Source organism: Providencia sp. JUb39 (assembly GCF_012272845.1).
In the GTDB taxonomy this organism is placed as follows: domain Bacteria; phylum Pseudomonadota; class Gammaproteobacteria; order Enterobacterales; family Enterobacteriaceae; genus Providencia; species Providencia lanzhouensis.
Genome location: NZ_JAAWXD020000001.1, coordinates 3,724,399 through 3,746,386, shown reverse-complemented (window position 1 = coordinate 3,746,386; position 21,988 = coordinate 3,724,399). Strand labels below are relative to the sequence as shown.

Genomic DNA, 21,988 nt, shown 5'->3' with positions numbered 1-21,988 from the left:
GAGATGAGTCAAACAATGTTATTAACCTTATTGATGGCAACTCCGCTGGTGATTTCACTGTTGGCGTTCGCCTGCCGCTTAATGGGTAACGGGGCAAAAATCCCCGTCACCTTGATCCATGCTATTGGGATCACGGTATTACTTGTGTTATCGCTCTGGATGGTTGGTACGATAGATAAAGTCGGTGACTTGCTGATGGCAGGTCACTGGATCCACCTTGATAGCCTCGCAGGGTTATTCCTCGCTATCTTGGGGATCGTCGGTTTCCTGACTGGCTTGTACTCTATCGGTTATATGAACCATGAAGTGCATGAAGGGGAAATCAGTGTTGGAACCTTATGTAACTATTACGGTTTCTTCCACTTGTTCCTGTTCACAATGCTGTTGGTGATCACCAGTAATAACCTGATTTTAATGTGGGCAGCGGTAGAAGCGACCACCTTAAGCTCTGCATTTTTGGTGGGCATTTACGGTCAGCGCTCTTCGCTGGAAGCCGCGTGGAAATACATCATTATCTGTAGCGTGGGTGTGGCGTTCGGTCTGTTCGGTACCATTTTAGTGTATGCCAATGCGGTGAACGTCATGCCGGATCCTGAAATGGCTATCTTCTGGACGGAAGTCCTGAAATATACCGACCTTCTCGATCCAACCCTGATGCACCTTGCCTTTGTATTTGTGTTAATCGGTTTTGGTACCAAAACGGGTCTGTTCCCAATGCACGCATGGTTGCCGGATGCGCACAGTGAAGCACCAAGCCCAACGTCGGCGCTGCTGTCTGCGGTGCTACTGAATTGCGCACTGCTGATTATCATCCGTTACTACATCATTGTGACCTCATCAATTGGTGGCGAATTTACGCAAACCTTACTGCTGGTATTTGGATTAATGTCCGTGGCGGTGGCGGCGTTCTTTATCTTGGTACAAAAAGATATGAAACGTTTGCTGGCGTACTCCAGTGTGGAAAACATGGGATTGATCGCGGTGGCATTAGGTATCGGTGGACCTTTGGGTGTACTGGCTGCGTTGCTGCATACCTTAAACCACAGTTTGGGTAAAACCTTGCTGTTCTGCGGCTCCGGTAACGTTTTACTGAAATATGGCACTCGCGATATTACGGTGGTGAAAGGGTTACTGCGCACTATGCCATTTACCGCGGTGGTGTTTGCGGGTGGTGCATTAGCACTGGGCGGTATGCCGCCATTCAACGTCTTTTTAAGTGAATTTATGATTGTGGTGGCGGGGCTGGTCGCTAACCATTTCTGGCTAACCTTGCTGGTGCTGATCTTAATTACGGTGGTGCTGGGCGGGTTGATCCGCATGATCTCCAAAACCCTATTTGGCGAACAACCAGAGTGCGTAGCGCGTGGTGAACTGGGCATTTTAACCACATTACCGATGGCGATTTTGATTGTACTGATGCTGGTGATGGGGACGTATATTCCTCAGCCTGTCAGTCGCTTACTGGAAAATGCCGCGACGATCGTGCTCAAAGACAGCGCGACAGTTGACCACCAAATTACCACCTTAAATTACCAATGGCCGTGGGGTGCAAGCACCTCCGAACCTTCATCGCAGGAGAAATAACGTGAGCTATCAGAATTATACAGATACCCTTCAGGGCGTTCGCAAAGGCGCGGGCTATCTGGCAAAAGTGCGCGAGAAATTTCCTCATGCCATGCTGGAAGAGGAGTGGCAAACTGCCAACCAAGTCACCATTACCGTCAAAACCGAGATGCTGCCAGAAGTGGTGGAATTCCTCTATTACGGCTGCGGCGGTTGGTTGCCGGTGTTGTGGGGGAACGATGAGCGTCCTCTAAATGGGCAGTTTGCGGTTTATTACGCACTGTCGATGGAAGAGGGGGAAAAATGTTGGGTGACGGTGAAAGCCTATGTCAGCCCAATCACTCAAGAGTTCCCATCGGTTACGCCGCGGGTGCCTGCGGCGGTGTGGGGAGAACGTGAAATTCGTGATATGTACGGCTTACGCCCCGTGGGCTTGCCGGATGAGCGTCGTTTAGTGCTGCCGGATGATTGGCCGGAAGACCTGTATCCGCTGCGCAAAGACACCATGGATTACCGTCAGCGCCCTGCGCCAACCACCGACACAGAAACCTACGAGTTTATCAACGACAGCAAAACTCAAAGCCGCATCGTACCAATTGGTCCGCTGCATATCACTTCCGATGAACCGGGGCACTTCCGCCTGTTTGTGGATGGCGAACGCATTGTAGATGCGGATTACCGTATGTTCTACGTGCATCGCGGAATGGAAAAATTGGCTGAAACCCGCATGGGCTACAACGAAGTCACTTTCTTATCTGACCGCGTATGTGGTATTTGCGGCTTCACCCACAGCGTGGCGTACACCACCTCAGTTGAGAACGCATTAGGTATTTATGTCCCTCAGCGCGCTCATACTATTCGTAGTGTGTTACTGGAAGTGGAACGTTTACACAGCCACTTGCTGAATATCGGTTTAGCGAGCCATTTCACCGGTTTTGATACTGGTTTCATGCAGTTTTTCCGTGTCCGTGAAAAATCCATGACCATGGCGGAATTACTGACAGGCGCCCGTAAAACTTACGGTACCAACTTAATTGGTGGGGTTCGTCGTGACTTCTTAAAAGAGCAGCGCGTGAAAACCATTCAGTTGGTCAAAGAGATGCGCCAAGATGTGACTCAGCTGGTGGATATGCTGCTGAGCACACCAAATATGGAGCAGCGTACCGTTGGTGTCGGTCGTCTTGATCCACAAGTTGCCCGTGATTACAGCCCAGTAGGACCGATGATCCGTGCCAGCGGCTTCAAGCGCGATGTGCGTTTTGACCACCCATTTGCGGATTATGGCAATTTACCAAAAACGTTATTCACCTTAGATGGTTGCGATGTTTATTCCCGCGTGATGGTACGCATTAAAGAGACATTGGACTCCCTGTCGATGATTGAATATGCCCTCGACAATATGCCGGAAGGCCCAATTCTGACTGAAGGCTTTACCTATCAGCCTCATAAATTTGCGCTGGGTTATACCGAAGCGCCGCGAGGTGAAGATGTTCACTGGAGCATGCTCGGTGATAACCAAAAACTGTATCGCTGGCGCTGTCGTGCCGCCACTTACGCGAACTGGCCAGTGCTGCGTTATATGCTGCAAGGCAATACCGTTTCTGATGCGCCATTGATTATCGGTAGCCTCGATCCTTGCTACTCCTGTACTGACCGCGTGACGCTGGTGGATGTGAAAAAACGCAAAGCGAAAACCGTGGAATACAAAGAGCTCGAACAGCACAGTATCGAGCGCAAACATTCGATTATGAAATAACGGAGGGACACCATGTTTAAACTTTTCAAAACCCTTCGTAATGCGGGTACCGCAACGGTGAAATACCCGTTCAAACCGCTGGAAGTGGCTCACGGATTTAGAGGAAAACCGGAATACGACCCGCAGCAATGTATTGCGTGTGGCGCTTGTATTTCCGCTTGCCCAGCCAATGCATTAACCATGGAAACAGACTTAGAAAGTGGTGAACGCCGCTGGCAGCTGTTTTTAGGTCGCTGTATTTATTGTGCGCGCTGTGAAGAAGTTTGTCCGACTCGCGCCATTCACTTAACGGAAGAGTTTGAAACCGCGGTAATGAACAAAGCGGATTTGTACATGAAAGGGACGTTCCGCCTGCAACATTGTCGCCAGTGTGGCGAAGCATTCGCCCCGAAAAAATCGGTGGAGTATGCCATGGCGCTGATGGTGGCATCGGGGATTGAGGAAGGCGGTATTGAAGCCCTTCGCCCAATGTATGAAACTTGCCCATCCTGTAAACAAAAAAACAATTTATTGAATAATGATCGTCAGAACTTTCGTTTGCATATTCAGGGAGATAAATCATGAGTCTGCCAAATATCCCCGTAAACCATCACGTTAGCCAGCCGATTGTGCTCGATGAGCAGGTCGCAAAACTGAAAAGCACGCTGCTGAAAGATATTAAGCGTTCAGCCTATGTGTATCGCGTGGACTGTGGCGGTTGTAACGGATGTGAAATCGAAATTTTCTCGGCAATCACCCCCGTTTTCGATGCGGAACGTTTCGGGATCAAAGTGGTAGCGTCTCCGCGCCATGCAGATATTTTATTGTTCACAGGGGCGGTTACCCGTGCGATGCGCATGCCTGCACTGCGTGCGTATGAATCTGCGCCGGATCCAAAAATCTGTATCTCTTATGGGGCTTGTGGTTGTGGTGGAGGGATCTTCCACGACCTGTATTGTGTCTGGGGCGGCAGCGAACACATCGTGCCGATTGATGTGTGGATCCCAGGTTGCCCGCCAACGCCAGCTGCCACGATTTACGGTTTCGCAGTGGCATTAGGGTTATTGAATCAAAAATTGGTTGGGCAAGATCACCGTGAAGCCGACGGGGAAAAAGTGGAGCTTTTACTGCCATCAATTCCTCTAGCCACTCGCGTGATGATCGAGCGTGAAGCGCGCCGCCAAGCAGGGTATTACCAAGGTCGAGAAATCAGTGATCGCTTCCTGACCCTGCTCGATGGGGCGACACCAAGCCAAGTGAAAGCCACGATGCAAACATGGATGGACGAGGAGCAAGACCCACGCCTGCGTGAGATTGTGAACCGCCTCGTGACCGTGTTGCAACAAGGGGGCATCAATGAGTGAGTCAGCGACTGAAACGGGGAAAGTGATTTTCTGGTCACTGCGCCAGAAGTTTGTCGACAGTGACGATGACGTGCCTGAAGACGCGCAGCAAGTCATGTATTACTCATTGGCAATTGGTCACCATGTTGGGATGATTGACTGCCTTAAAACCGAGTTAGAGTGTCCGTTAGATGGCTTCCAAGCATGGGTGAATGCGCTTCCTGAAGGGGAGGCGCGTCGCAAATTGCAGGGCTTGATCACCTTTGGCGAGATTAATATCGATTCCACTCATACCAATATGCTGGCGTTAGCATTAGATGGTTTCGCTAAAGACAGTAACTCGCCCTATCAGGCATGGAGCGCCACACTGATTCGATTGCTCGGCGAAATTGAGAGGGAGCCAGCCATTTATTTGATAGTGAAAAGGCAGATAGCGAAAAGGCAGCCAATGAGCGATGTTGCCCGACAAACTCAGCCTTCCTTTTCTATGGCAACCGAATCTTCAGCTGAAAATTTATTGCCTTCAGAAAATCCATCACCCGTGCGAAATTTAATGCTGGCGGTGGGCAATAGCATGATGGGGGATGATGGCGCAGGCCCAATGCTGTTCGACCTGATGCAGCAAACCCCGATTGATGGCTGGGTGGCAATTAACGGTGGCAGCAGTCCTGAAAGTGTTTCTCACCAAGTGCGAGCGTTAAAACCTCAGCGTTTATTAATTGTGGATGCTGCGGATATTGGTTTAGCACCCGGTGAGATCCGGGTTATCGACCCCGATGATATCGCTGAAATGTTTATTATGAGCACCCATAACCTGCCGCTGAATTTTCTTATCGACCAGTTAAAAGAGGATGTTGGAGAAATTATTTTCTTAGGCATTCAGCCCGATTTAGTAGGTTTTTATATGCCGATGAATGACAAAGTGGTTGCCGCCGTCGAGCAAGTTTATCAAGCCTTACCAACATGGGAAGGATTAGGGGGATTCCGGTTATTTGAGGGTGAGTAACGATAAACTGGAAGCCTTTGATTGAAGGATAGAATGTTAAGGGAATAAATAGACCGCGCTACAGGGATGCAGTGCGGTTTTTACTGAAAAGCACTACTTCCCACCCTGCAAACTTGGTTATTCCTCCAAAATTGCGTAAATCCAGTGTTTAATATGGCATCGATATGAATATTAAACTCGTCACTCGTTTTGTGCGTGAATCTCGATTCAATGACTAACTAAGGCGGGTATTATCACTATTATAAAGTGCTTCTCTTCAGTATTGTTGAGTTGTGATGATCTTTATTTTTGCATAAGCATAATTAAGGATGATTTTTTTTGAATTAATACGTATTAAGCTAAAGAGAAACCCAGTGGGTATATCACCTTGTATTTTAAATGAATAACATGTTTTTAGCTTTTTTCTATAATTTAATTTATATTAAATAATATTATTTCATTTATATTTCAGTGGTTATTTTTGTTCTGTTGGTTTATTTTGTAATTCAATTTTATTTAATTTCAATATTTAACTCAATACATGAGTTATTTATTTTTATGTCAGTGATTTAACGATATTCTTAATATAATTAAATTATTCGATTTATTTTAATTATCATTAAAAGATAAGATTGATAATACATTATATTGTTTTTAATGCTATTTTGAAACTTTAGTCTTTATATGATTTTTGGATGAAATAGACAGTCTGTTTGCGATAATTATTTTTTATAAAAAATTGGCAGGTAATTTATTTTTTATATTTTAAACTGCCTTTTTGTTATCTTGATATCTTTAATGTCTTATTTAAGCGTATGTTTGGTATTTGATGTTTAATTAATTCTTTTAACTTAGTATAGGAATTGCTCATATGTTTTATATTTAAAATGGAGTTATTGTAATGACAGATTATATTCTAAATAAGAGCATCCCTATTGGTATTAATGAAACAGGCACCCGTGAAGAATTCGATAGCATGGGAAAAGTAAATGTTCCTGCAAATCGTTATTGGGGGGCACAAACTCAACGTTCATTACAGCACTTTAATATTGGCGATGATTTAATGCCAAAATCGGTTTACCACGCGTATGGCTATGTAAAAAAAGCTTGTGCGTTGGTTAACTGCGAAGCAGGTCGATTAGCTGAATGGAAAAAAGAGGCGATCGTTATCGCTGCTGATGAAACTATTCATGGTCAATTGGATGAGCATTATCCGCTTTATGTATGGCAGACAGGCTCTGGCACACAATCTAATATGAATGTGAATGAAGTTATTTCTAACCGAGCTATTCAATTACTCGGTGGCTCATTAGGAACACAATTACCCGTTGGGCCCAATGATGATGTCAACATGGGTCAGTCTTCTAATGATACATTCCCTACTGCAATGCACATCGCCGCTATTTTTGCGCTTGATGAACAATTAATTCCGAGCATTGAAGATTTAATTCAACTTATTGAAAAGAAAGCTGATTCGTGGATGACTGTCGTTAAGATCGGTCGTACCCACCTCGAAGATGCAGTGCCTTTAACCGTGGGACAAGAGTGGCACGGTTGGGCGGGTCAATTACGCGATGCGCTAGATGACATTAAACGTAGTCAGCAAGATCTTTATAAACTTGCTGTTGGCGGCACGGCTGTTGGTACAGGATTAAACGCGCCAAAAGGCTTTTCAAAAGATGTCGCAGATAAGATAGCGGAATTAACTCAAAAACCGTTTATTACAGCACCCAACAAATTTACCGCTCAAGGCTCTCTTGATGCATTAGTTCGCACACATGCGGCTATTCGCGGACTGGCAGTGGCACTGATCAAAATTGCGAATGATATGCGCTGGTTAGCTTCGGGCCCCCGTTGTGGTTTCAGCGAATTAATATTGCCATCTAATGAACCTGGTTCATCTATCATGCCCGGCAAGGTCAACCCAACCCAATGTGAAGCGATGGTCATGATTGGTATTCAGGTTATGGGGAATGATGCGGCGATTGCGATATCAGGTAGCCAAGGTAATTTTGAATTAAATGCGATGAGACCGGTAATTATTAATAATCTCCTGCATTCCATTCGCATTATTTCTGACGGCTGTCGTAAATTTATGGAATATTCAGTCGAAGGCACTGAATTAAATAATACGAAAATAACCGAGTATGTGGACAATAGTGTCATGCTAGTGACGGCATTATCCCCAATTATTGGTTATCAAAATGCAGCGCATATTGCTGAAAATGCAATAGCGAAAAATATCACATTGAAAGAATCTGCAATCGCTTCTGGAAAAATAAGTGAAGAAGATTTTAATAAATATGTCAATCCGATTGATATGACAGGAAATGGTCTATCTGGCGCGTAGTTTTCTCTGAATTATAATATTTAAATTAAAAGGTATTAATTATGTATAATCGACAAGCTAAAGTTGTTGTGGAAAATAACATCCGTAAAATTAAAACCACCGCAAGAGGATATGAAGTATTACGCGATCCATCATTAAATAAAGGAACGGCTTTTACTGAAGAAGAACGAAAAGCGCTGGACTTAAATGGTATTCTTCCTCCTGTTGTAACTGAGGATATGGAAACACAATTAAACCGTGCTTATCACGCTTACCGTGGATGCCATTCTGATTTAGATAAACATATTTACATGTGGCGTTTGCACGATAATAACGTGACATTGTTCTATGCATTATTACAACGTCATATGCTGGAAATGCTGCCAGTTGTTTATGACCCAGTTGTCGGCGATGCTATTGAAAACTATAGCGAGATTATTACTCGTCCTCGCGGGATCTTCCTCAGTATTAATGAACCTGAATTAATCGAAGAAAAGCTGCGTGCATTCGGTGCTGAAGGTGGTGATATTCGATTGATCGTGACCACTGACGCAGAAGAAATCTTAGGTATCGGAGACTGGGGTTCTAATGGTATCGATATTTCAGTCGGTAAGCTGGCTGTTTATACTGCCGCTGCGGGCGTAGATCCTCACAGTGTTATTCCTGTTGTTCTCGATGTCGGGACTAACAATGAAAAACTGTTAAATGATCCATCTTATGTGGGTAATCGTCATGAGCGTATTCAAGGCAAAGTCTATGACGATTTTGTTGATGCTTATGTCAAAGCGGCAAGAAAGCTATTTCCAAATGCAGTGATGCACTGGGAAGATTTTGGTTCAACAAATGCGCGTCGCATTTTGGATAAATACAGAGCGAATTTCGCGACATTTAACGATGATGTGCAAGGGACGGGTGCCATTGTATTGTCAGGCTTATTGAATGCGGTGAAATTAAGTAAAACGCCTTGGACTGAGCAAAAAGTGGTTATCTTTGGTGCAGGAACGGCGGGTTGTGGTATTGCAGACCAAATTCGTGACCAAATGATCCGCAGTGGCCTGTCTCGTGAAGAAGCCATTTCTCGCATTTGGTTAATTGACTTGCCGGGACTACTGACAACCGATATGGCCGACAGCTTACTGTATTTCCAAAAAGATTATGCGAAAAACAGCCAAGATGTTGCCAATTATCCAAGAAAGATTGTTGATGTTTCTGTTGAAGCACAAACCCGCTGGCCGGATATGGCGGATATCCTTGCGAAACAGAATAAAGCTAAAGGTATTATTGATTTAGCAACGGTTGTCGAGAATGTAAAACCAACAATTTTAATTGGTACATCAACCACTCCGGGTGCTTTCACTCAAGATATCGTTCGCAGCATGGCAAGCCACGTTGAACGCCCAATTATTTTCCCATTATCAAACCCAACATTACTGCATGAAGCAACACCACAGCATTTAATTGAATGGACTGAAGGTAAAGTGTTTGTGGCAACGGGCGCGCCATTTGATGATGTGATGTATAACGGTGTTTGCTACAAAATCGGTCAGGCAAATAACGCTGCGCTTTATCCGGGACTAGGCTTCGGTGCTATCGTGTCTAAAGCCACTAAAATTACCGATGAAATGATTTTTGCCGCAGTTCAAGCCGTGGCAAGCCAAGCAACATTAGGCTCAGAAGGTGCATCGTTATTACCATCGAATGAAGATTTACGTATCACTTCAAGTATCGTTGCTCTTGCTGTTTTACGTATGGCGAAAAGCCAAGGTGTAGCAGGGGTTAATGCCAGTGATTCTGAAGTTGAAATGGTGAGAACACAATCTTGGTGGCCGGTTTATGTGCCAGTTGAGGCTATCTAATTACAGAGTGTGATTGATAGTTTGATTGAGTAAAACGGTAATTAATGAAACCTGACACAAAAGTGTGTCAGGTTTTTTTGATGCGTAAAAAGGGGCGAAATACAAAAAGCAGTGGGGGGAATAAACACGTGCTATCACGCGTTTCCTCGCAAAAAATATCCTACATCTTCCTCAACTTCTTCCATTGCCATTAACGCTTCTAAGGTATCTCTAGCCTCTTTTTCATCAAGAATACTCATGGCGAAACCGACGTGAACTAATACCCATTTACCGACCATGCTCTCGGTATCCCCTTCGCATACGAGGGCAATATTCACTTCACGCTGGACACCACAAACATCCACTTGGGCGCTATCCATGGGGGTTTGACCAACGGCAACCACTTGACCGGGAATACCTAAACACATAACTGGCTCCTAAACGGGTTATTCAACTTCAATCTGCTTCACTTGCATGGCGCTAGCACTGTCGACAATTAAATTTTGGCTGCCGCAATGGGGGCATCCTTCACCAAATTGGGTTATTTGTACCTGATGCTGACAATCTCGACATTGTGCTTGTGCTGGGGAAATCATGATATGTAATTCGGCACCTTGGGCGAGGGTATTACGGCAGATAATATCGAAACAAAAATGCACGGCGGATTCCTCTACGCAAGAGACGGCGCTGAGTTCTAACCACACACCCGTCACCCGCCGAGCATGGTTGCGTTTAGCGTGCTGTTCAATAATCTCAAATGCGCTTTGGCATAAGGCAACTTCATGCATTTGTCATTCCTTAAGACAAAATATCCGCTGGATTTTCAAAGGCTGCGCGACGACGGCGTTCCTTGATAATTTCATCCATTTTATTTCTGTCGACGATCATTAAGGCTTCTGTAGGACAGACTTCTACGCAAGCTGGTCCACCTTCACGGGTATGGCATAAGTCGCATTTATGCGCCTCAGCACGATACTGTGGAATGGTATTGAGTGCGGTGGTGTGCTGCGCAACTGGGCGGCTGATCACTTCCATGGTGCCGTAAGGGCAAGCGATAACACAGGTTTTGCAACCAATGCATTTAGATTGGTCTACATACACGAAATCATCTTTACGGCTGATGGCGCCATTAGGGCAAACATTGGCACACGGGGCGTCTTCACACTGGCGACACACCACTGCTGTGCTGACGGTATAGCCTTTTAGCACATGAATTCGTGGAAAAAACTCATCTTTTACAACGGTGGCAACCCCTGTTTCTTGCTCTTGGTGGGAGACCACACAAGCCACTTCACAGGTGTGACAGCCAATGCACTTCTTTGGGTCTGCAATGATGAAACGGTTCATCATATTCTCCTGAATGATCGTAAACGGGCATGGGATCCGGTCTATTTCGGTTGCCTCGTCTTATCCTGACAATACCTAGAGATAAGCATGGATCGTGCCAAATTCGTTAAATAAATTAATTTAATAAAATCATTCGGTTAGATATTATCGGATAATCACGAAAAAATAGAAATTTCATATTCGACACGGTTTTCGACATTATTGACGAGAGGCATGAAATCGATATTAAGCGGATATTGGGTTAAATCAGCCAATATCTAAAATAGGTGAATGGATCAAACTTAAATCAGACTCTGATATTATTTTTTCAAATAATGACTACAATATTAGTATTAAATCAAAAACAGCAATCGCATTAATCACAGTATTAAACTTTTTTATTTTTATTATTGATAAATAAGTCGTTTATAAATGAAAATTTAAAACTCTAACTAATTCTCATTATTGTTAGTCAGCAAAATAAATAAATGACTTAGCAATGCAGCGGATTAGGACGAGATTGGAGATTTTGTGAGCATATCCGAAACCACCGAACAAATTCGTCATGAACGTGACCAATTCAGGATCCTTGTGGACATCACTAACTCAGTGCTTTCTCATCTTGAAATGGATGGGTTAGTGGCTGAAGTTTCGCGAGAAATTTACCGATTTTTTGGTATTAGCCAAATTAGCGTTGCTCTTTGTGATAATGTCAGTTCAGCGGTTTATCTTTGTTATTCAAGCCATTATCAACGCTCAAAACCCGTTAAAAAAAGCCAGTATCATCTAAATGAACTGCATGCAGATCTCGCTCAAGTCTTGGAGAGCAACAAACCGCTGCGCTTAACGCTTGATAGTCAAACTCAAGATCCTCTGTATCAAAATTTGTGTGCGGAAGGGATGACGGAAACTTTGCTGTTACCGTTGGCATTCAATCATAAGCCATTGGGCGTTTTGGTATTATCCCATGAAGATGACCGTATTTTCACCGAAGATAACTGCACTTTGTTGAAACAAGTGGCGGCACGCTTTGCGATAGCCGTAGACAATGCCGCAGCGTATGGCGAAATTACTCGCCTCAAAGATAGCCTGAAAAATGAAAATTTATGGCTCAATGAACAGATCCAAAATACCAATAGCTTTAGTGAAATTGTCTTTCAAAGTCAGGCGATGCGTGAAGTGCTGGAACAAGTGGATTTAGTGGCTCGTAGTGATAGCACTGTGCTCATCTTGGGTGAAACGGGCACTGGTAAGGAGTTAATTGCCCGAGCCGTTCACCAGCTTAGCCATCGCCATCAACGTTCACTGATTAAAATGAACTGTGCCGCAATTCCGACAGGTTTATTAGAAAGCGATCTGTTTGGGCATGATAAAGGCGCATTTACAGGCGCGACGAGCACTCATATTGGTCGCTTTGAAATGGCGGATAAAAGCACGCTGTTTTTAGATGAAATTGGTGATATGCCATTGGATTTACAGCCAAAATTATTGCGTGTTTTACAAGAGCGTGAGATTGAACGTATTGGTGGCAATAAAGTTATCCCTGTGGATGTGCGCCTTGTGGCGGCGACCAATCGAAACCTAAAAGCGATGACGGAAGACCGAGAGTTCCGTGAAGATCTCTATTATCGTTTGAATGTATTCCCGATTGTGATCCCTCCATTACGTGACCGACCTGAAGATATTCCACTGCTCGCGACCTATTTCACCAAGAAAATGGCACAGCGTATGAACCGTAAAATTGATTGTATTCCTCGTGATGCATTGGCGCAGTTATCCTTGTATCCATGGCCGGGCAATGTGCGAGAACTGGAAAATGTGATTGAACGTGCCGTGATTTTAACCCGTGGAAATACGCTGAATATTCAATTGCATGAGCTAAATATCCCAAAGCCATCTCGTATTAAAGAAGCTATCAATAGGCCCAGCGCATTAGAGCGGAAAATGCAGACGGATGCGCCAGAGAGCGATGATGAAGAGCGAAACCGCATTATTGAAGCGCTGAAAGCCACCAATGGGGTGGTTGCGGGGGCGAGAGGGGCGGCTATGAGATTGGGATTAAAGAGAACAACGCTGTTGTCGAGGATGCAGAGACTTGGCATTAATGTTCAAGACCTATTCCAGTAATCTCGTCATACTTCACGCCGTGGCGTTGTTGGCTATCCTTACTAACCCTAGTCACATACTTGTGTATGCTCCTAGGGCTTAGCTGCGTCTGCCGCCTAGCCACAACGCGAATTATTTAGAGATTGATAAGTGTTAAAAAACAGAAAAAAAGAAAAGGGAAAGGGAAAAAGGAAAGTTAATAAGTAAAAATAAAGAATGTTGATTATTTTGTTGGAAGGTTATTTTTTTATTAAATAATTTTTAATGGCGATTATTATTTTATTTTAATCGCCTATTGAAGGGCGACGTTTATTATCGCTAGGTGATTTTTAATATCGGTAGCTTTTAATATAATTTGCACTGTAGGTTTGCTTTATATACGCATTCCTACAGCGCAAAGCGTCAAAATAAACTATAAACCTTCGGCTGCCTCACGTAAGCGACGTTTGATCCCCGTATACTCTTGAACAACATAATGCTCGGCTTTATGTTGATCCGCAATTGGCTCAACACGCACCGCACAATATTTGTATTCCGGTGTTTTGGTTATCGGGCTTAAGTTCTCAGCGACCAGTTCATTACAAGCACCAATCCACCACTGATACGTCATATATACAGCACCTTTATTTGGACGGTCGCTGATATTTGCGCGAGTGATGACTTTGCCTTGTCGTGAACAGACCCAAACCAGTTCCTGATCTTTAATGCCTAAGGCTTTCGCATCGGCCGTATTGATTTGCACAAAACCGGGTTCGTCAGCAAGAGATGCGAGGGCTTTACAGTTACCAGTCATAGAGCGGCAAGAGTAGTGACCCACTTCACGCACGGTGGCAAGAACCATTGGGTACTCAGTACTGACTTGGTCGATTGGTGGGCGCCATTCGCAAGTAAAGAATTGACCTCGACCATTTGGTGTATCGAAATTACCACCTTCATACAGGTACTCGGTACCTTCACTTTCTAATGTACGGCATGGCCATTGAATGTATGCCAAGCCCGCCATTTTCTCGTAAGTTGCACCAAAATAAATCGGGCAAAGCTCACGTAGCTCATCCCAAATTTCTTTGGTGTTGTTGTAGTGCATTGGGTAGCCCATTGCAGTTGACATTAAACTGATGATTTCCCAGTCAGTTTTCACATCCCCCACAGGTTCAACTGCTTTATAGAAGCGTTGGAAACCACGGTCAGCTGCCGTATAGACACCTTCATGTTCCCCCCAAGACGTTGCTGGGAAAATCACGTCTGCAATCGACGCGGTTTTGGTCATAAAGATATCTTGCACGATTAACAGCTCAAGTTTGTCGAACGTGCGGCGAATCGTTGCTAAATCCGGCTCCGTTTGTAGTGGATCTTCACCCATCACATAGTGCGCTTTCAGAATGCCTTCATCGATAAAATGAGGGACTTCACTCAGTGGAATACCATTTTCATCCGGCATCGCGTCAATGCCCCAGAATTTGGCGAATTTATCGAGAGCCGTTTTATCCGAAACATACTGATAGCCCGGTAGCGTGTTCGGTAAAGCCCCCATATCGCAGGCACCTTGTACGTTATTTTGACCACGTACAGGACCCACACCCACATGCGGCTTACCAAGGTTACCAGTGAGTAATGCCAAGCTGGTGAGAGACTGAACAGTTTCCACCCCTTGATAGAACTGAGTGACACCCATGCCCCATAAAATGGTGGCATTTTCAGCTTTAGCGTACATCCGTGCGGTTCTGCGAATATCTTCAGCTTTGATGCCAGTGATCTCTTCAACCGACTCAGGGGTATACGGCGCCACTAATGCACGATATTCGTCGAATTTGTCGGTATGTGCCTCGATAAAGGCATGGTCATACAGATTTTCCTCGATGATAACGTAGGCTAACGCATTCAATAATGCGATATTTGAACCGTTTTTCAGTGGCAAGTGAATATCTGCAATACGCGCGGTTTCAATATAACGCGGGTCGCAGACAATAATTTGTGCCCCTTTTTCTTTCGCTTTTAAAATCCGGCGAGCGACAATAGGGTGTGAGTCCGCGGCGTTATAACCGAAGACAAAAATACATTTGGTATCCTCAATTTCAACAATTGAGTTGCTCATTGCGCCATTACCGACCGAACGCTGCAGACCTGCAACCGAAGGGCCGTGTCAGACACGAGCACAGCAGTCGATATTGTTACTACCGACCGCTGCACGAACAAATTTTTGCATCACGAAGTTAGCTTCGTTACCCGGACCACGGGAAGAACCTGTCGTCATGATGGCTTTTGGACCATATTTTTCTTTGATGGCTAATAAACGGGAGCTTGCAAATTCAATGGCTTCCTCCCAAGAAACGACCTCTAATTTGCCACCACGCTGACGGCGGATCATCGGATTTTTTAAACGCGGCGTTAAAATTTTCGTGTCATGAATGAAGTCCCAGCCATAGTAACCTTTCAGGCAAAGCTCCCCTTCATTTGTGTGACCATTTGCGCCTTCTGCGCCAATGATCTTCCCGTTCTCCACCTTCAGGTTGATTTTACAGCCTGAGGCGCAATACGGGCAGACGGTGATGACTTTTTCCATCAACATTGCTCCTCTATTTTTGTGTAGCGGTTTCCCACTCTTTCAAGAGAGCTAATGCAGGGTTTGTGCCAGTTTTTTTAGCGAAGATTGAATTTGTAATTGACTGAATAAAAAGAAAATATTTTTAGGTGAAAAGTAAACAAAAGCTAAATGGAGAGGAAATCGTCAAAAGTGTCGAGGGTTTCTCGGACAATGACGTATAGTTCTTGCATAATTTATTTCATAATCTTGTCACAAAGTGGTTATTTATTCGTCATTATTATGACTTAAATTTGCCAATAACGCGCATGTGAGAGGACTTCATTATGTTTAGTGTTGATGCTTTACTGGAAAGTGCTTTTCCGCAGCAAACACTGCCCGCTTGGAAACGGAAATTATTAAAGCGTTTACTACATGAAAGAGATTTCCAGCAGCTTGCTGAAGATTACCCACATCTAAAAGGGCTCGATCTTGTCGAGCAATTTATGAATGATTTGAATGTCCGTTGCGAATTAGGCGACGGGGATTTAGAAAACATCCCAAGCCAAGGTCCGGTTTTATTTGTTGCAAATCATCCGATTGGCTCTCTTGATGGGCTTGCCATTTTACGCGCAGTCGCAACGGTTCGACCAGATGTCAAAATCGTTGCCAATCAAATGCTCAGTTACCTTGAGCCACTTCAAAGTTTATTTATTCCTGTCGATAATGTTGGCAACCGCACTAACCGCCAGCAAGTCGTCGGTATGCAATCTCATCTTGATAACCAAGGAGCCTTGGTTGTTTTCCCTGCGGGGGAAGTTTCTCGCTGGAGCACGAAAGGCATTCGTGATTGCCATTGGCGCACGGGTTTTTTACGTTTAGCCGCCAAATCTCGCGCACCGATTGTTCCTGTGCATGTGCAAGCTCGTAACAGCCTGCTGTTCTACACAACATCCTTGGTGTATAAGCCACTATCGGCTTTGATGCTGGTGAACGAAATGTTCAAGCAGCGCAATAATCGCATCAAATTACGTATCGGTGGGCGCATCCCATTTTCTCAATGGTATGACGGACGAACGAATGATAATGAGCTGGCAGAGCGGTTTCGTCGCCATGTGTATCTGCTAGGCAAAGGAAAAGCGGGGTTGTTTACCTGTGAAGCCCCAATCGCGTTACCCGAAGATCGTATTGAACTGAAAAAGGCTTTAGCGGCTTGCGAGCAACTAGGCGTGACTCCTGATGGTAAAATTATTTACCTCTATCAGCGTCAGCAAGAAGAGCGAACGCCGATTTTACGCGAGCTAGGACGATTGCGGGAAATCGCATTTCGTGCGGTGGGAGAAGGATCTGGTCGACGCCGTGATCTCGATAGCTTCGATGACGATTATTACCATCTTATTTTATGGGATGAAGAGGATTTAGAAGTGGTGGGCGCATACCGATTTGTGCCGACGGAGCAGCAGCTAGAGAAAAAAGGATTAGAAGGGATCTACAGTAATAGCCTATTCCACTATAACCAAGATATGATGCCTATTTTGGCTCAAGGGATTGAGTTAGGGCGCAGTTTTATTCAGCCCGCCTATTGGGGCAAACGTGGCTTAGATTATCTTTGGTTAGGTATTGGCGCATATTTAGCGAAGTATCCGCAATATCGTTATCTATTTGGTCCAGTGTCTATCTCTGGAAGCATGCCCGTTGCTGCACGTGATTTACTGATTGCATTTTATCGCCTCTATTTTTCCTCTGAGTTGGCAATGGCGCAATCCCGTAAGCCTTACCCCGCGTCACTACCACAGGTTTTAGCTCAGTTTGATGGTAATAATTACCAAGAAGATTTGGTGAAGCTAAAAAGCTTACTGAGCAATATTGGCTGCTCTATTCCGACGCTGTATAAACAGTACACCGAGCTGTGTGAGCCAGGTGGGGTGCAGTTTATTGATTTTGGTACCGACCCTGCGTTCAACGACTGCATCGACGGTTTGGTTTTGGTGGATTTAAGCCGCTTAAAACCACAGCGTTATCAGCGTTATATTGCAGTCCATCAAGCGCAATCGACGACTGAATAAAATGACGGAAAGGGTGAGAAAACTCATCCTTTCCTATTTTATTTATAATATTAATAATCCAGCCTGTATTATTTACCCTGTCATTATTCCATCATAAATTTGTCATCTCACTGACCCATTCCTTTCGTAGCATCCTCGATAACGATTAAGTCCCAAAGAGGATAACAGTGTATGTTAAACGCACTCTCTTCATTGAATGGGAGTCAGGATGCTTTTCAAAAAGCTAACGCAGCGAATGCGCAATTCGCTTCGCAGCATCCGATGATTTCTATTCACAAACTCTCTCAAATTTTTGCTCATCAAACGGTGCTGGATGGGATTGATCTGACTGTCGCAAAAGGCTCTATCTTAGCGCTATTAGGCCCATCTGGCTGCGGTAAAAGTACCTTATTGAAGCTGTTAGCGGGGTTATTACAACCAAGCTCAGGTGAGATTTTCTTGAATGAAAAGCTGGTCGCAAGTTCCCAGAGACTTGTCCCGCCGGAACAGCGCAATCTCGGTATGGTGTTTCAAGATTATGCACTTTGGCCGCACATGACCGTATTTCAGAATGTGGCATTTCCTTTACGTATGCGCAAAGTGGCGAGTCAAGCGATAGAGGATAGGGTGAACCAAGCCTTAGAGCGGGTTGGACTATCGGGGTTTGCCAAGCGTAAACCTGCCGACCTTTCTGGCGGTCAGCAGCAGCGGGTGGCATTAGCCCGTGCCATTATCGCGGAACCTGAAATTTTACTGTTTGATGAACCCCTTTCTAACCTCGATGTTGCCTTGCGCTGTGCTCTGTGTGATGAGATGGCGCAGCTACTTCGTGCACTAGAAATTACCGCCGTTTATGTCACTCACGATCCGGCTGAAGCCCATGCATTGGCGCATCAAATTGCCCATATGCAAAACGGCAAAATAGACAGTTTGACCACCTTATGAAGAGAGACTCTGTTATGCAAAAGTTGATGTTATCAAACCATTTTTCCATGAAAGGTATCGCAATGAGTTTAGGATTATCCTGTGCACTATTTTCCGCTTCTTCCCAGGCATTGACCGTCTATACCGCAGGTCCGGGGGCGATGGCAAAACAGCTAGCCGCAGGGTATGAAAAGCAAACGGGCGTGAAAGTGGATGTTTTTCAGGCTACGACAGGCAAAGTGATGGCGCGCTTAGAGGCGGAACAAGCCAACCCGCGTGCGGATGTCTTAATTTCTGCTTCATGGGATACCGCGGTAGACCTTCAACAAAAAGGCTGGTTACTGGCGTATGAAAGCCCGAATGCCGAAAAAGTGCCTGCGCAATTCAAAACACCCTACTATGTGGCGCAAGGGATCTCCGCATTGGGGATCGTTTGGAACAGTAAAAGTGGCACGCCGAAGCCAACAGATTGGACAGATTTAGCGCAGCCCGTTTTTAAAGATAAAGTCACCATGCCAGATCCTGCATTGTCAGGGGCATCGTTAGACTTATTGTTGGGATTACAGAATGCGAAGCAAGAAGCAGCATGGACACTATTCTCTGAATTAAAAGCCAACGGCATGGTGATTTCTGGTCCGAATGCGCAAGCGTTAACACCTGTGTTGCAAGGAGCAAAAGCCGCTGTATTTGGTGCAGTCGACTATGTGGCTTATGGCAGCATCGCGGAAGGTGAATCCATCGAGGTGATTTTCCCAAGCAGCGGAACGGCCATCGCACCACGCCCAATGATGATTTTAAATAGCAGCAAACAACAAAATGAGGCCAAAGCCTTTATTGATTACGTGCTCTCTCCTGAAGGTCAGAAAATCGTGGCAGATGCCTGGTTGATGCCAGCCAGAACGGATGTTGCCGGTAAGCGCCCTGATTTTTCGACGTTAACACTGTTGCCAGAACCGACCACTGATAGTGCAGAGCGCAGCAGCGTGTTATCTCGTTTTAGTGGGATTTTCCGCTAACGGTTTTCTCTTCCTCGCCGCTGGGTGGCATTAGCGACCCAGCAGGAGCTGATTTTCTGATGATGACACGTCGTTTATTGCCATTCTCAATCTTAATCGCCTTGGCGATTTTAGTGATTATTCCCTTGAGTTTTATTGTGTTACAAGCGCTATTTCCGCATTTTGGACAAGGGGACTTCAGCCAAACTTTCCAACCGATTATCCATCTATTTAATGAACCGGAACTGGCAAACTTACTGCAAAATACGCTTTTACTGGGTTTAGGTGTGGCGTTGGTGAGTGCTGTGATAGCGATCCCATTAGGGGCTTTACGGGGGTTATTTAACCTGCCTTTTGCCCGTATTTGGGACTTACTGTTTTTGATCCCATTTTTAATTCCGCCTTATATTGCAGGGCTTTCATGGATGTTAACCTTGCAACCGAATGGTTATTCTCAGCAATTATTTGGTATTAGCCCCGGCAGCGCGCTATTTTCCCTTGGGGGAATGGTGGTGATTATGTCATTGAATTTATTTCCCGTTCTTTACTTTGCCGTTTCCCGCAGTATGGCGGCGAATGGCAACCGTCTGGCGGATGTGGCACAAGTTCATGGGGCATCCGCATGGCAGGCATTTATGCGAGTGACGTTACCCCTCTCTTTACCTTCCATTGCCGCTGGCTTATTGCTGGTCTTCACTTTGGCGATTGAAGAATTCGGCATTCCTTCGGCGATTGGCTCGCCGAATGGTATTCGGGTTCTGACAACGGATATCGAGCAGCGTCTTGCCGATTGGCCGATAGATTTACCGGGAGCGGCATCGCTGTCATTGGTATTAGCCAGTTTGGCGCTACTTGCTTACACCTTACAGCGTTCGTTAGTATCTGGGCGCAATGTGGCGACGAATACGGGCAAAGCCGCGGCATTGGTGACACGCTCATTGGGTATTTGGCGTATTCCCGTGGTGTGTTTGTTTTCTTTCGTGGCGCTTTGCGCGGTTGGCATGCCGTTACTGGCTATGTTTGGCACGGCATTTTCCAATACGGTTTCTGGCGGATTGACGCTGGATAACCTAACGCTCCGGCATTTTTCTGGGCTATTAAATAGCCATACGGAAGCCCTCGATGCCTTATTGACGAGCGTTTCTCTCGCAACGGCAACAGCGATATTGACGGGGATATTGGGTTTTTTATGTGCATGGCTGGTCGTCGCGCAGCGGATCCGTGGAGCAGCCTTACTGGATGGGCTTTCATTGCTGCCAATTGCCATTCCCGGCATTGTGGTCGCAGTGGGGCTTATTTTGGCGTGGAATCAACCGTTTTGGCCCATCACGCCTTATCATACTTGGGGAATTTTATTGCTCGCTTATAGTTGCTTATTACTGCCTTATCCCGTGCGTTATTGCAGTGCGGCATTCACGCAAATTGGCGGCAGCTTATCCGATGCGGCACGGGTTCATGGCGCAGGGGTAATGACGTCACTGAGACTGATTTTATTTCCGTTGGTTTTACCGAGTTTAGTGGCGGCGATGATGTTGGTGTTTGCGGTGGCATCACGAGAGCTGGTTTCCTCGCTGTTACTGGCTCCTGCGGGCATGCAAACCGTGTCGATTTTTGTTTGGCGCCAGTTTGAGCAAGGTTCCATCGGCAGCGGTATGGCGATGGCCTGTCTGGCAGTATTGATAAGCTTAACCTTGATGCTGTGCGCGCAATTTATTCAGCAGCGGTATAGCCGTTAATCAACCATCCCAAGGGCGATATTCACCTTGGGATGCACGATTTTACAAACTCGATTTAGGAATTGGTGGCGCAAATTGCAGAGCGCCCGCGATGCGGTTCCAAGCGTTAATCGCCCCAATCGCTGAGGTTAGAAACGCAATTTCGGATTCAGTAAATTCATTCTGTAGTGCTTGGTAAACATCATCAGAAACATGCTGAGCAGCCATTAGCGTTAGTGATTCTGCCCAAGCGAGCGCAGCTTGTTCGCGAGGAGTATAAATACCGGCATCACGCCAAGTTGGTAAAAGATCCAATTTAGCGGCTTCAATCCCTAATTTACGGGCTAAGTTTAAGTGATACTGCAAGCAAAACGCACAGCCGTTCATTTGGGAAACGCGTATTTTCAGTAACTCAGTGAGCGGTTTTTCAAGCCCTGAATTGCTAACGGCTTTTCCCAGTTCTCCCATCGCCGCAACGACTTCAGGGGCGATTTTTTCAAACTGATTCCAATCACTTCTTCCAATAATTTCAGGTTTCATTCTGTGCTCCAAACGGATAATATAAGAAC

17 protein-coding genes and 1 pseudogene are annotated in these 21,988 nt (G+C 45.3%); 13 read left to right on the top strand and 5 right to left on the bottom strand.

What is annotated here, in order from left to right:
• Positions 1 to 3: 3 nt before the first annotated feature.
• From HFU86_RS17355 to HFU86_RS17325, 8 genes and pseudogenes are all read left to right on the top strand, one after another.
• Positions 4 to 1,584, top strand: a complete 1,581-nt coding sequence (locus tag HFU86_RS17355) for a hydrogenase 4 subunit F (RefSeq protein ID WP_154599974.1) — start codon at positions 4 to 6, stop codon at positions 1,582 to 1,584.
• Position 1,585: 1 nt separating this feature from the next.
• On the top strand, positions 1,586 to 3,319 hold the full coding sequence (locus tag HFU86_RS17350) for an NADH-quinone oxidoreductase subunit C (protein WP_187129733.1): 1,734 nt from the start codon (positions 1,586 to 1,588) through the stop codon (positions 3,317 to 3,319).
• 12 nt (positions 3,320 to 3,331) lie between these two features.
• Positions 3,332 to 3,883, top strand: a complete 552-nt coding sequence (gene hyfH, locus HFU86_RS17345) for a hydrogenase 4 subunit H (protein WP_036949180.1) — start codon at positions 3,332 to 3,334, stop codon at positions 3,881 to 3,883.
• Positions 3,880 to 4,662, top strand: a complete 783-nt coding sequence (locus HFU86_RS17340; RefSeq protein ID WP_036949181.1) for an NADH-quinone oxidoreductase subunit B family protein — start codon at positions 3,880 to 3,882, stop codon at positions 4,660 to 4,662. Before hyfH ends, HFU86_RS17340 begins: the two co-directional genes overlap by 4 nt.
• Positions 4,655 to 5,059 (top strand): annotated as a pseudogene (locus HFU86_RS19825) (formate hydrogenlyase maturation HycH family protein); the annotation flags it as partial. The gene HFU86_RS17340 and the pseudogene HFU86_RS19825, both read left to right, overlap by 8 nt.
• Positions 5,060 to 5,194: 135 nt before the next feature.
• Positions 5,195 to 5,647, top strand: coding sequence for a hydrogenase maturation peptidase HycI (gene hycI / locus HFU86_RS19820; RefSeq protein WP_231138161.1), 453 nt, complete (start codon positions 5,195 to 5,197; stop codon positions 5,645 to 5,647).
• Between the two features lie 880 nt (positions 5,648 to 6,527).
• Positions 6,528 to 7,976, top strand: coding sequence for a class II fumarate hydratase (fumC, locus tag HFU86_RS17330; protein WP_036949184.1), 1,449 nt, complete (start codon positions 6,528 to 6,530; stop codon positions 7,974 to 7,976).
• A 41-nt stretch (positions 7,977 to 8,017) separates the two neighbouring features.
• Positions 8,018 to 9,811 (top strand): NAD-dependent malic enzyme, encoded by a 1,794-nt coding sequence (locus HFU86_RS17325; RefSeq protein ID WP_187129731.1) that lies wholly within the window; start codon positions 8,018 to 8,020, stop codon positions 9,809 to 9,811.
• A gap of 134 nt (positions 9,812 to 9,945) precedes the next feature.
• Here the strand turns inward: HFU86_RS17325 and hybG are convergent, their stop codons facing one another.
• Genes hybG through hydN form a run of 3 tightly spaced genes read right to left on the bottom strand, consistent with a single transcriptional unit; the run spans position 9,946 to position 11,137 of the window.
• A complete protein-coding gene (gene hybG / locus HFU86_RS17320; RefSeq protein ID WP_036949187.1) occupies positions 9,946 to 10,218 on the bottom strand; it encodes a hydrogenase maturation factor HybG in 273 nt (90 codons plus the stop codon).
• An 18-nt stretch (positions 10,219 to 10,236) separates the two neighbouring features.
• Positions 10,237 to 10,578, bottom strand: coding sequence for a hydrogenase maturation nickel metallochaperone HypA (gene hypA, locus HFU86_RS17315; RefSeq protein ID WP_132496424.1), 342 nt, complete (start codon positions 10,576 to 10,578; stop codon positions 10,237 to 10,239).
• Between the two features lie 10 nt (positions 10,579 to 10,588).
• Positions 10,589 to 11,137, bottom strand: a complete 549-nt coding sequence (gene hydN / locus HFU86_RS17310) for an electron transport protein HydN (protein WP_187129882.1) — start codon at positions 11,135 to 11,137, stop codon at positions 10,589 to 10,591.
• A 510-nt stretch (positions 11,138 to 11,647) separates the two neighbouring features.
• Here hydN and HFU86_RS17305 point away from each other — a divergent pair.
• Positions 11,648 to 13,243, top strand: coding sequence for a sigma 54-interacting transcriptional regulator (locus HFU86_RS17305; protein WP_132496425.1), 1,596 nt, complete (start codon positions 11,648 to 11,650; stop codon positions 13,241 to 13,243).
• Between the two features lie 391 nt (positions 13,244 to 13,634).
• On the opposite strand, the gene fdhF is transcribed toward HFU86_RS17305, so the two are convergent.
• Entirely contained in the window at positions 13,635 to 15,782 is a 2,148-nt protein-coding gene (gene fdhF, locus HFU86_RS17300; protein WP_132496426.1) for a formate dehydrogenase subunit alpha, read from the bottom strand.
• 305 nt (positions 15,783 to 16,087) lie between these two features.
• On the opposite strand from fdhF, the gene HFU86_RS17295 reads away from it, so the two are divergent.
• From HFU86_RS17295 to HFU86_RS17280, 4 genes are all read left to right on the top strand, one after another.
• Positions 16,088 to 17,806, top strand: a complete 1,719-nt coding sequence (locus HFU86_RS17295; RefSeq protein ID WP_132496427.1) for a lysophospholipid acyltransferase family protein — start codon at positions 16,088 to 16,090, stop codon at positions 17,804 to 17,806.
• Between the two features lie 171 nt (positions 17,807 to 17,977).
• Positions 17,978 to 18,730, top strand: coding sequence for an ABC transporter ATP-binding protein (locus HFU86_RS17290; protein WP_187129730.1), 753 nt, complete (start codon positions 17,978 to 17,980; stop codon positions 18,728 to 18,730).
• A gap of 14 nt (positions 18,731 to 18,744) precedes the next feature.
• Positions 18,745 to 19,725, top strand: a complete 981-nt coding sequence (locus tag HFU86_RS17285) for an ABC transporter substrate-binding protein (RefSeq protein ID WP_432206742.1) — start codon at positions 18,745 to 18,747, stop codon at positions 19,723 to 19,725.
• Between the two features lie 62 nt (positions 19,726 to 19,787).
• Entirely contained in the window at positions 19,788 to 21,440 is a 1,653-nt protein-coding gene (locus tag HFU86_RS17280) for an ABC transporter permease (RefSeq protein ID WP_187129881.1), read from the top strand.
• 42 nt (positions 21,441 to 21,482) lie between these two features.
• Here HFU86_RS17280 and HFU86_RS17275 read toward each other — a convergent pair whose 3' ends face one another.
• The gene (locus HFU86_RS17275; protein WP_132496430.1) at positions 21,483 to 21,959 is read right to left on the bottom strand and encodes a carboxymuconolactone decarboxylase family protein; all 477 of its coding nucleotides are present in this window, start codon (positions 21,957 to 21,959) and stop codon (positions 21,483 to 21,485) included.
• Positions 21,960 to 21,988 lie beyond the last annotated feature (29 nt).

What these genes read in the sequence shown, in the direction of transcription:
- HFU86_RS17355 (WP_154599974.1), top strand. Translation starts at nt 4, where the DNA reads ATGAGTCAAACAATGTTATTAACCTTATTGATGGCAACTCCGCTGGTG.
- HFU86_RS17275 (WP_132496430.1), bottom strand. Translation starts at nt 21,959, where the DNA reads ATGAAACCTGAAATTATTGGAAGAAGTGATTGGAATCAGTTTGAAAAA.
- hycI (WP_231138161.1), top strand. Translation starts at nt 5,195, where the DNA reads ATGCTGGCGGTGGGCAATAGCATGATGGGGGATGATGGCGCAGGCCCA.
- HFU86_RS17340 (WP_036949181.1), top strand. Translation starts at nt 3,880, where the DNA reads ATGAGTCTGCCAAATATCCCCGTAAACCATCACGTTAGCCAGCCGATT.
- HFU86_RS17280 (WP_187129881.1), top strand. Translation starts at nt 19,788, where the DNA reads ATGACACGTCGTTTATTGCCATTCTCAATCTTAATCGCCTTGGCGATT.
- hyfH (WP_036949180.1), top strand. Translation starts at nt 3,332, where the DNA reads ATGTTTAAACTTTTCAAAACCCTTCGTAATGCGGGTACCGCAACGGTG.
- HFU86_RS17285 (WP_432206742.1), top strand. Translation starts at nt 18,745, where the DNA reads ATGCAAAAGTTGATGTTATCAAACCATTTTTCCATGAAAGGTATCGCA.
- hypA (WP_132496424.1), bottom strand. Translation starts at nt 10,578, where the DNA reads ATGCATGAAGTTGCCTTATGCCAAAGCGCATTTGAGATTATTGAACAG.
- fumC (WP_036949184.1), top strand. Translation starts at nt 6,528, where the DNA reads ATGACAGATTATATTCTAAATAAGAGCATCCCTATTGGTATTAATGAA.
- hybG (WP_036949187.1), bottom strand. Translation starts at nt 10,218, where the DNA reads ATGTGTTTAGGTATTCCCGGTCAAGTGGTTGCCGTTGGTCAAACCCCC.
- HFU86_RS17325 (WP_187129731.1), top strand. Translation starts at nt 8,018, where the DNA reads ATGTATAATCGACAAGCTAAAGTTGTTGTGGAAAATAACATCCGTAAA.
- hydN (WP_187129882.1), bottom strand. Translation starts at nt 11,137, where the DNA reads ATGAACCGTTTCATCATTGCAGACCCAAAGAAGTGCATTGGCTGTCAC.
- HFU86_RS17295 (WP_132496427.1), top strand. Translation starts at nt 16,088, where the DNA reads ATGTTTAGTGTTGATGCTTTACTGGAAAGTGCTTTTCCGCAGCAAACA.
- HFU86_RS17290 (WP_187129730.1), top strand. Translation starts at nt 17,978, where the DNA reads ATGTTAAACGCACTCTCTTCATTGAATGGGAGTCAGGATGCTTTTCAA.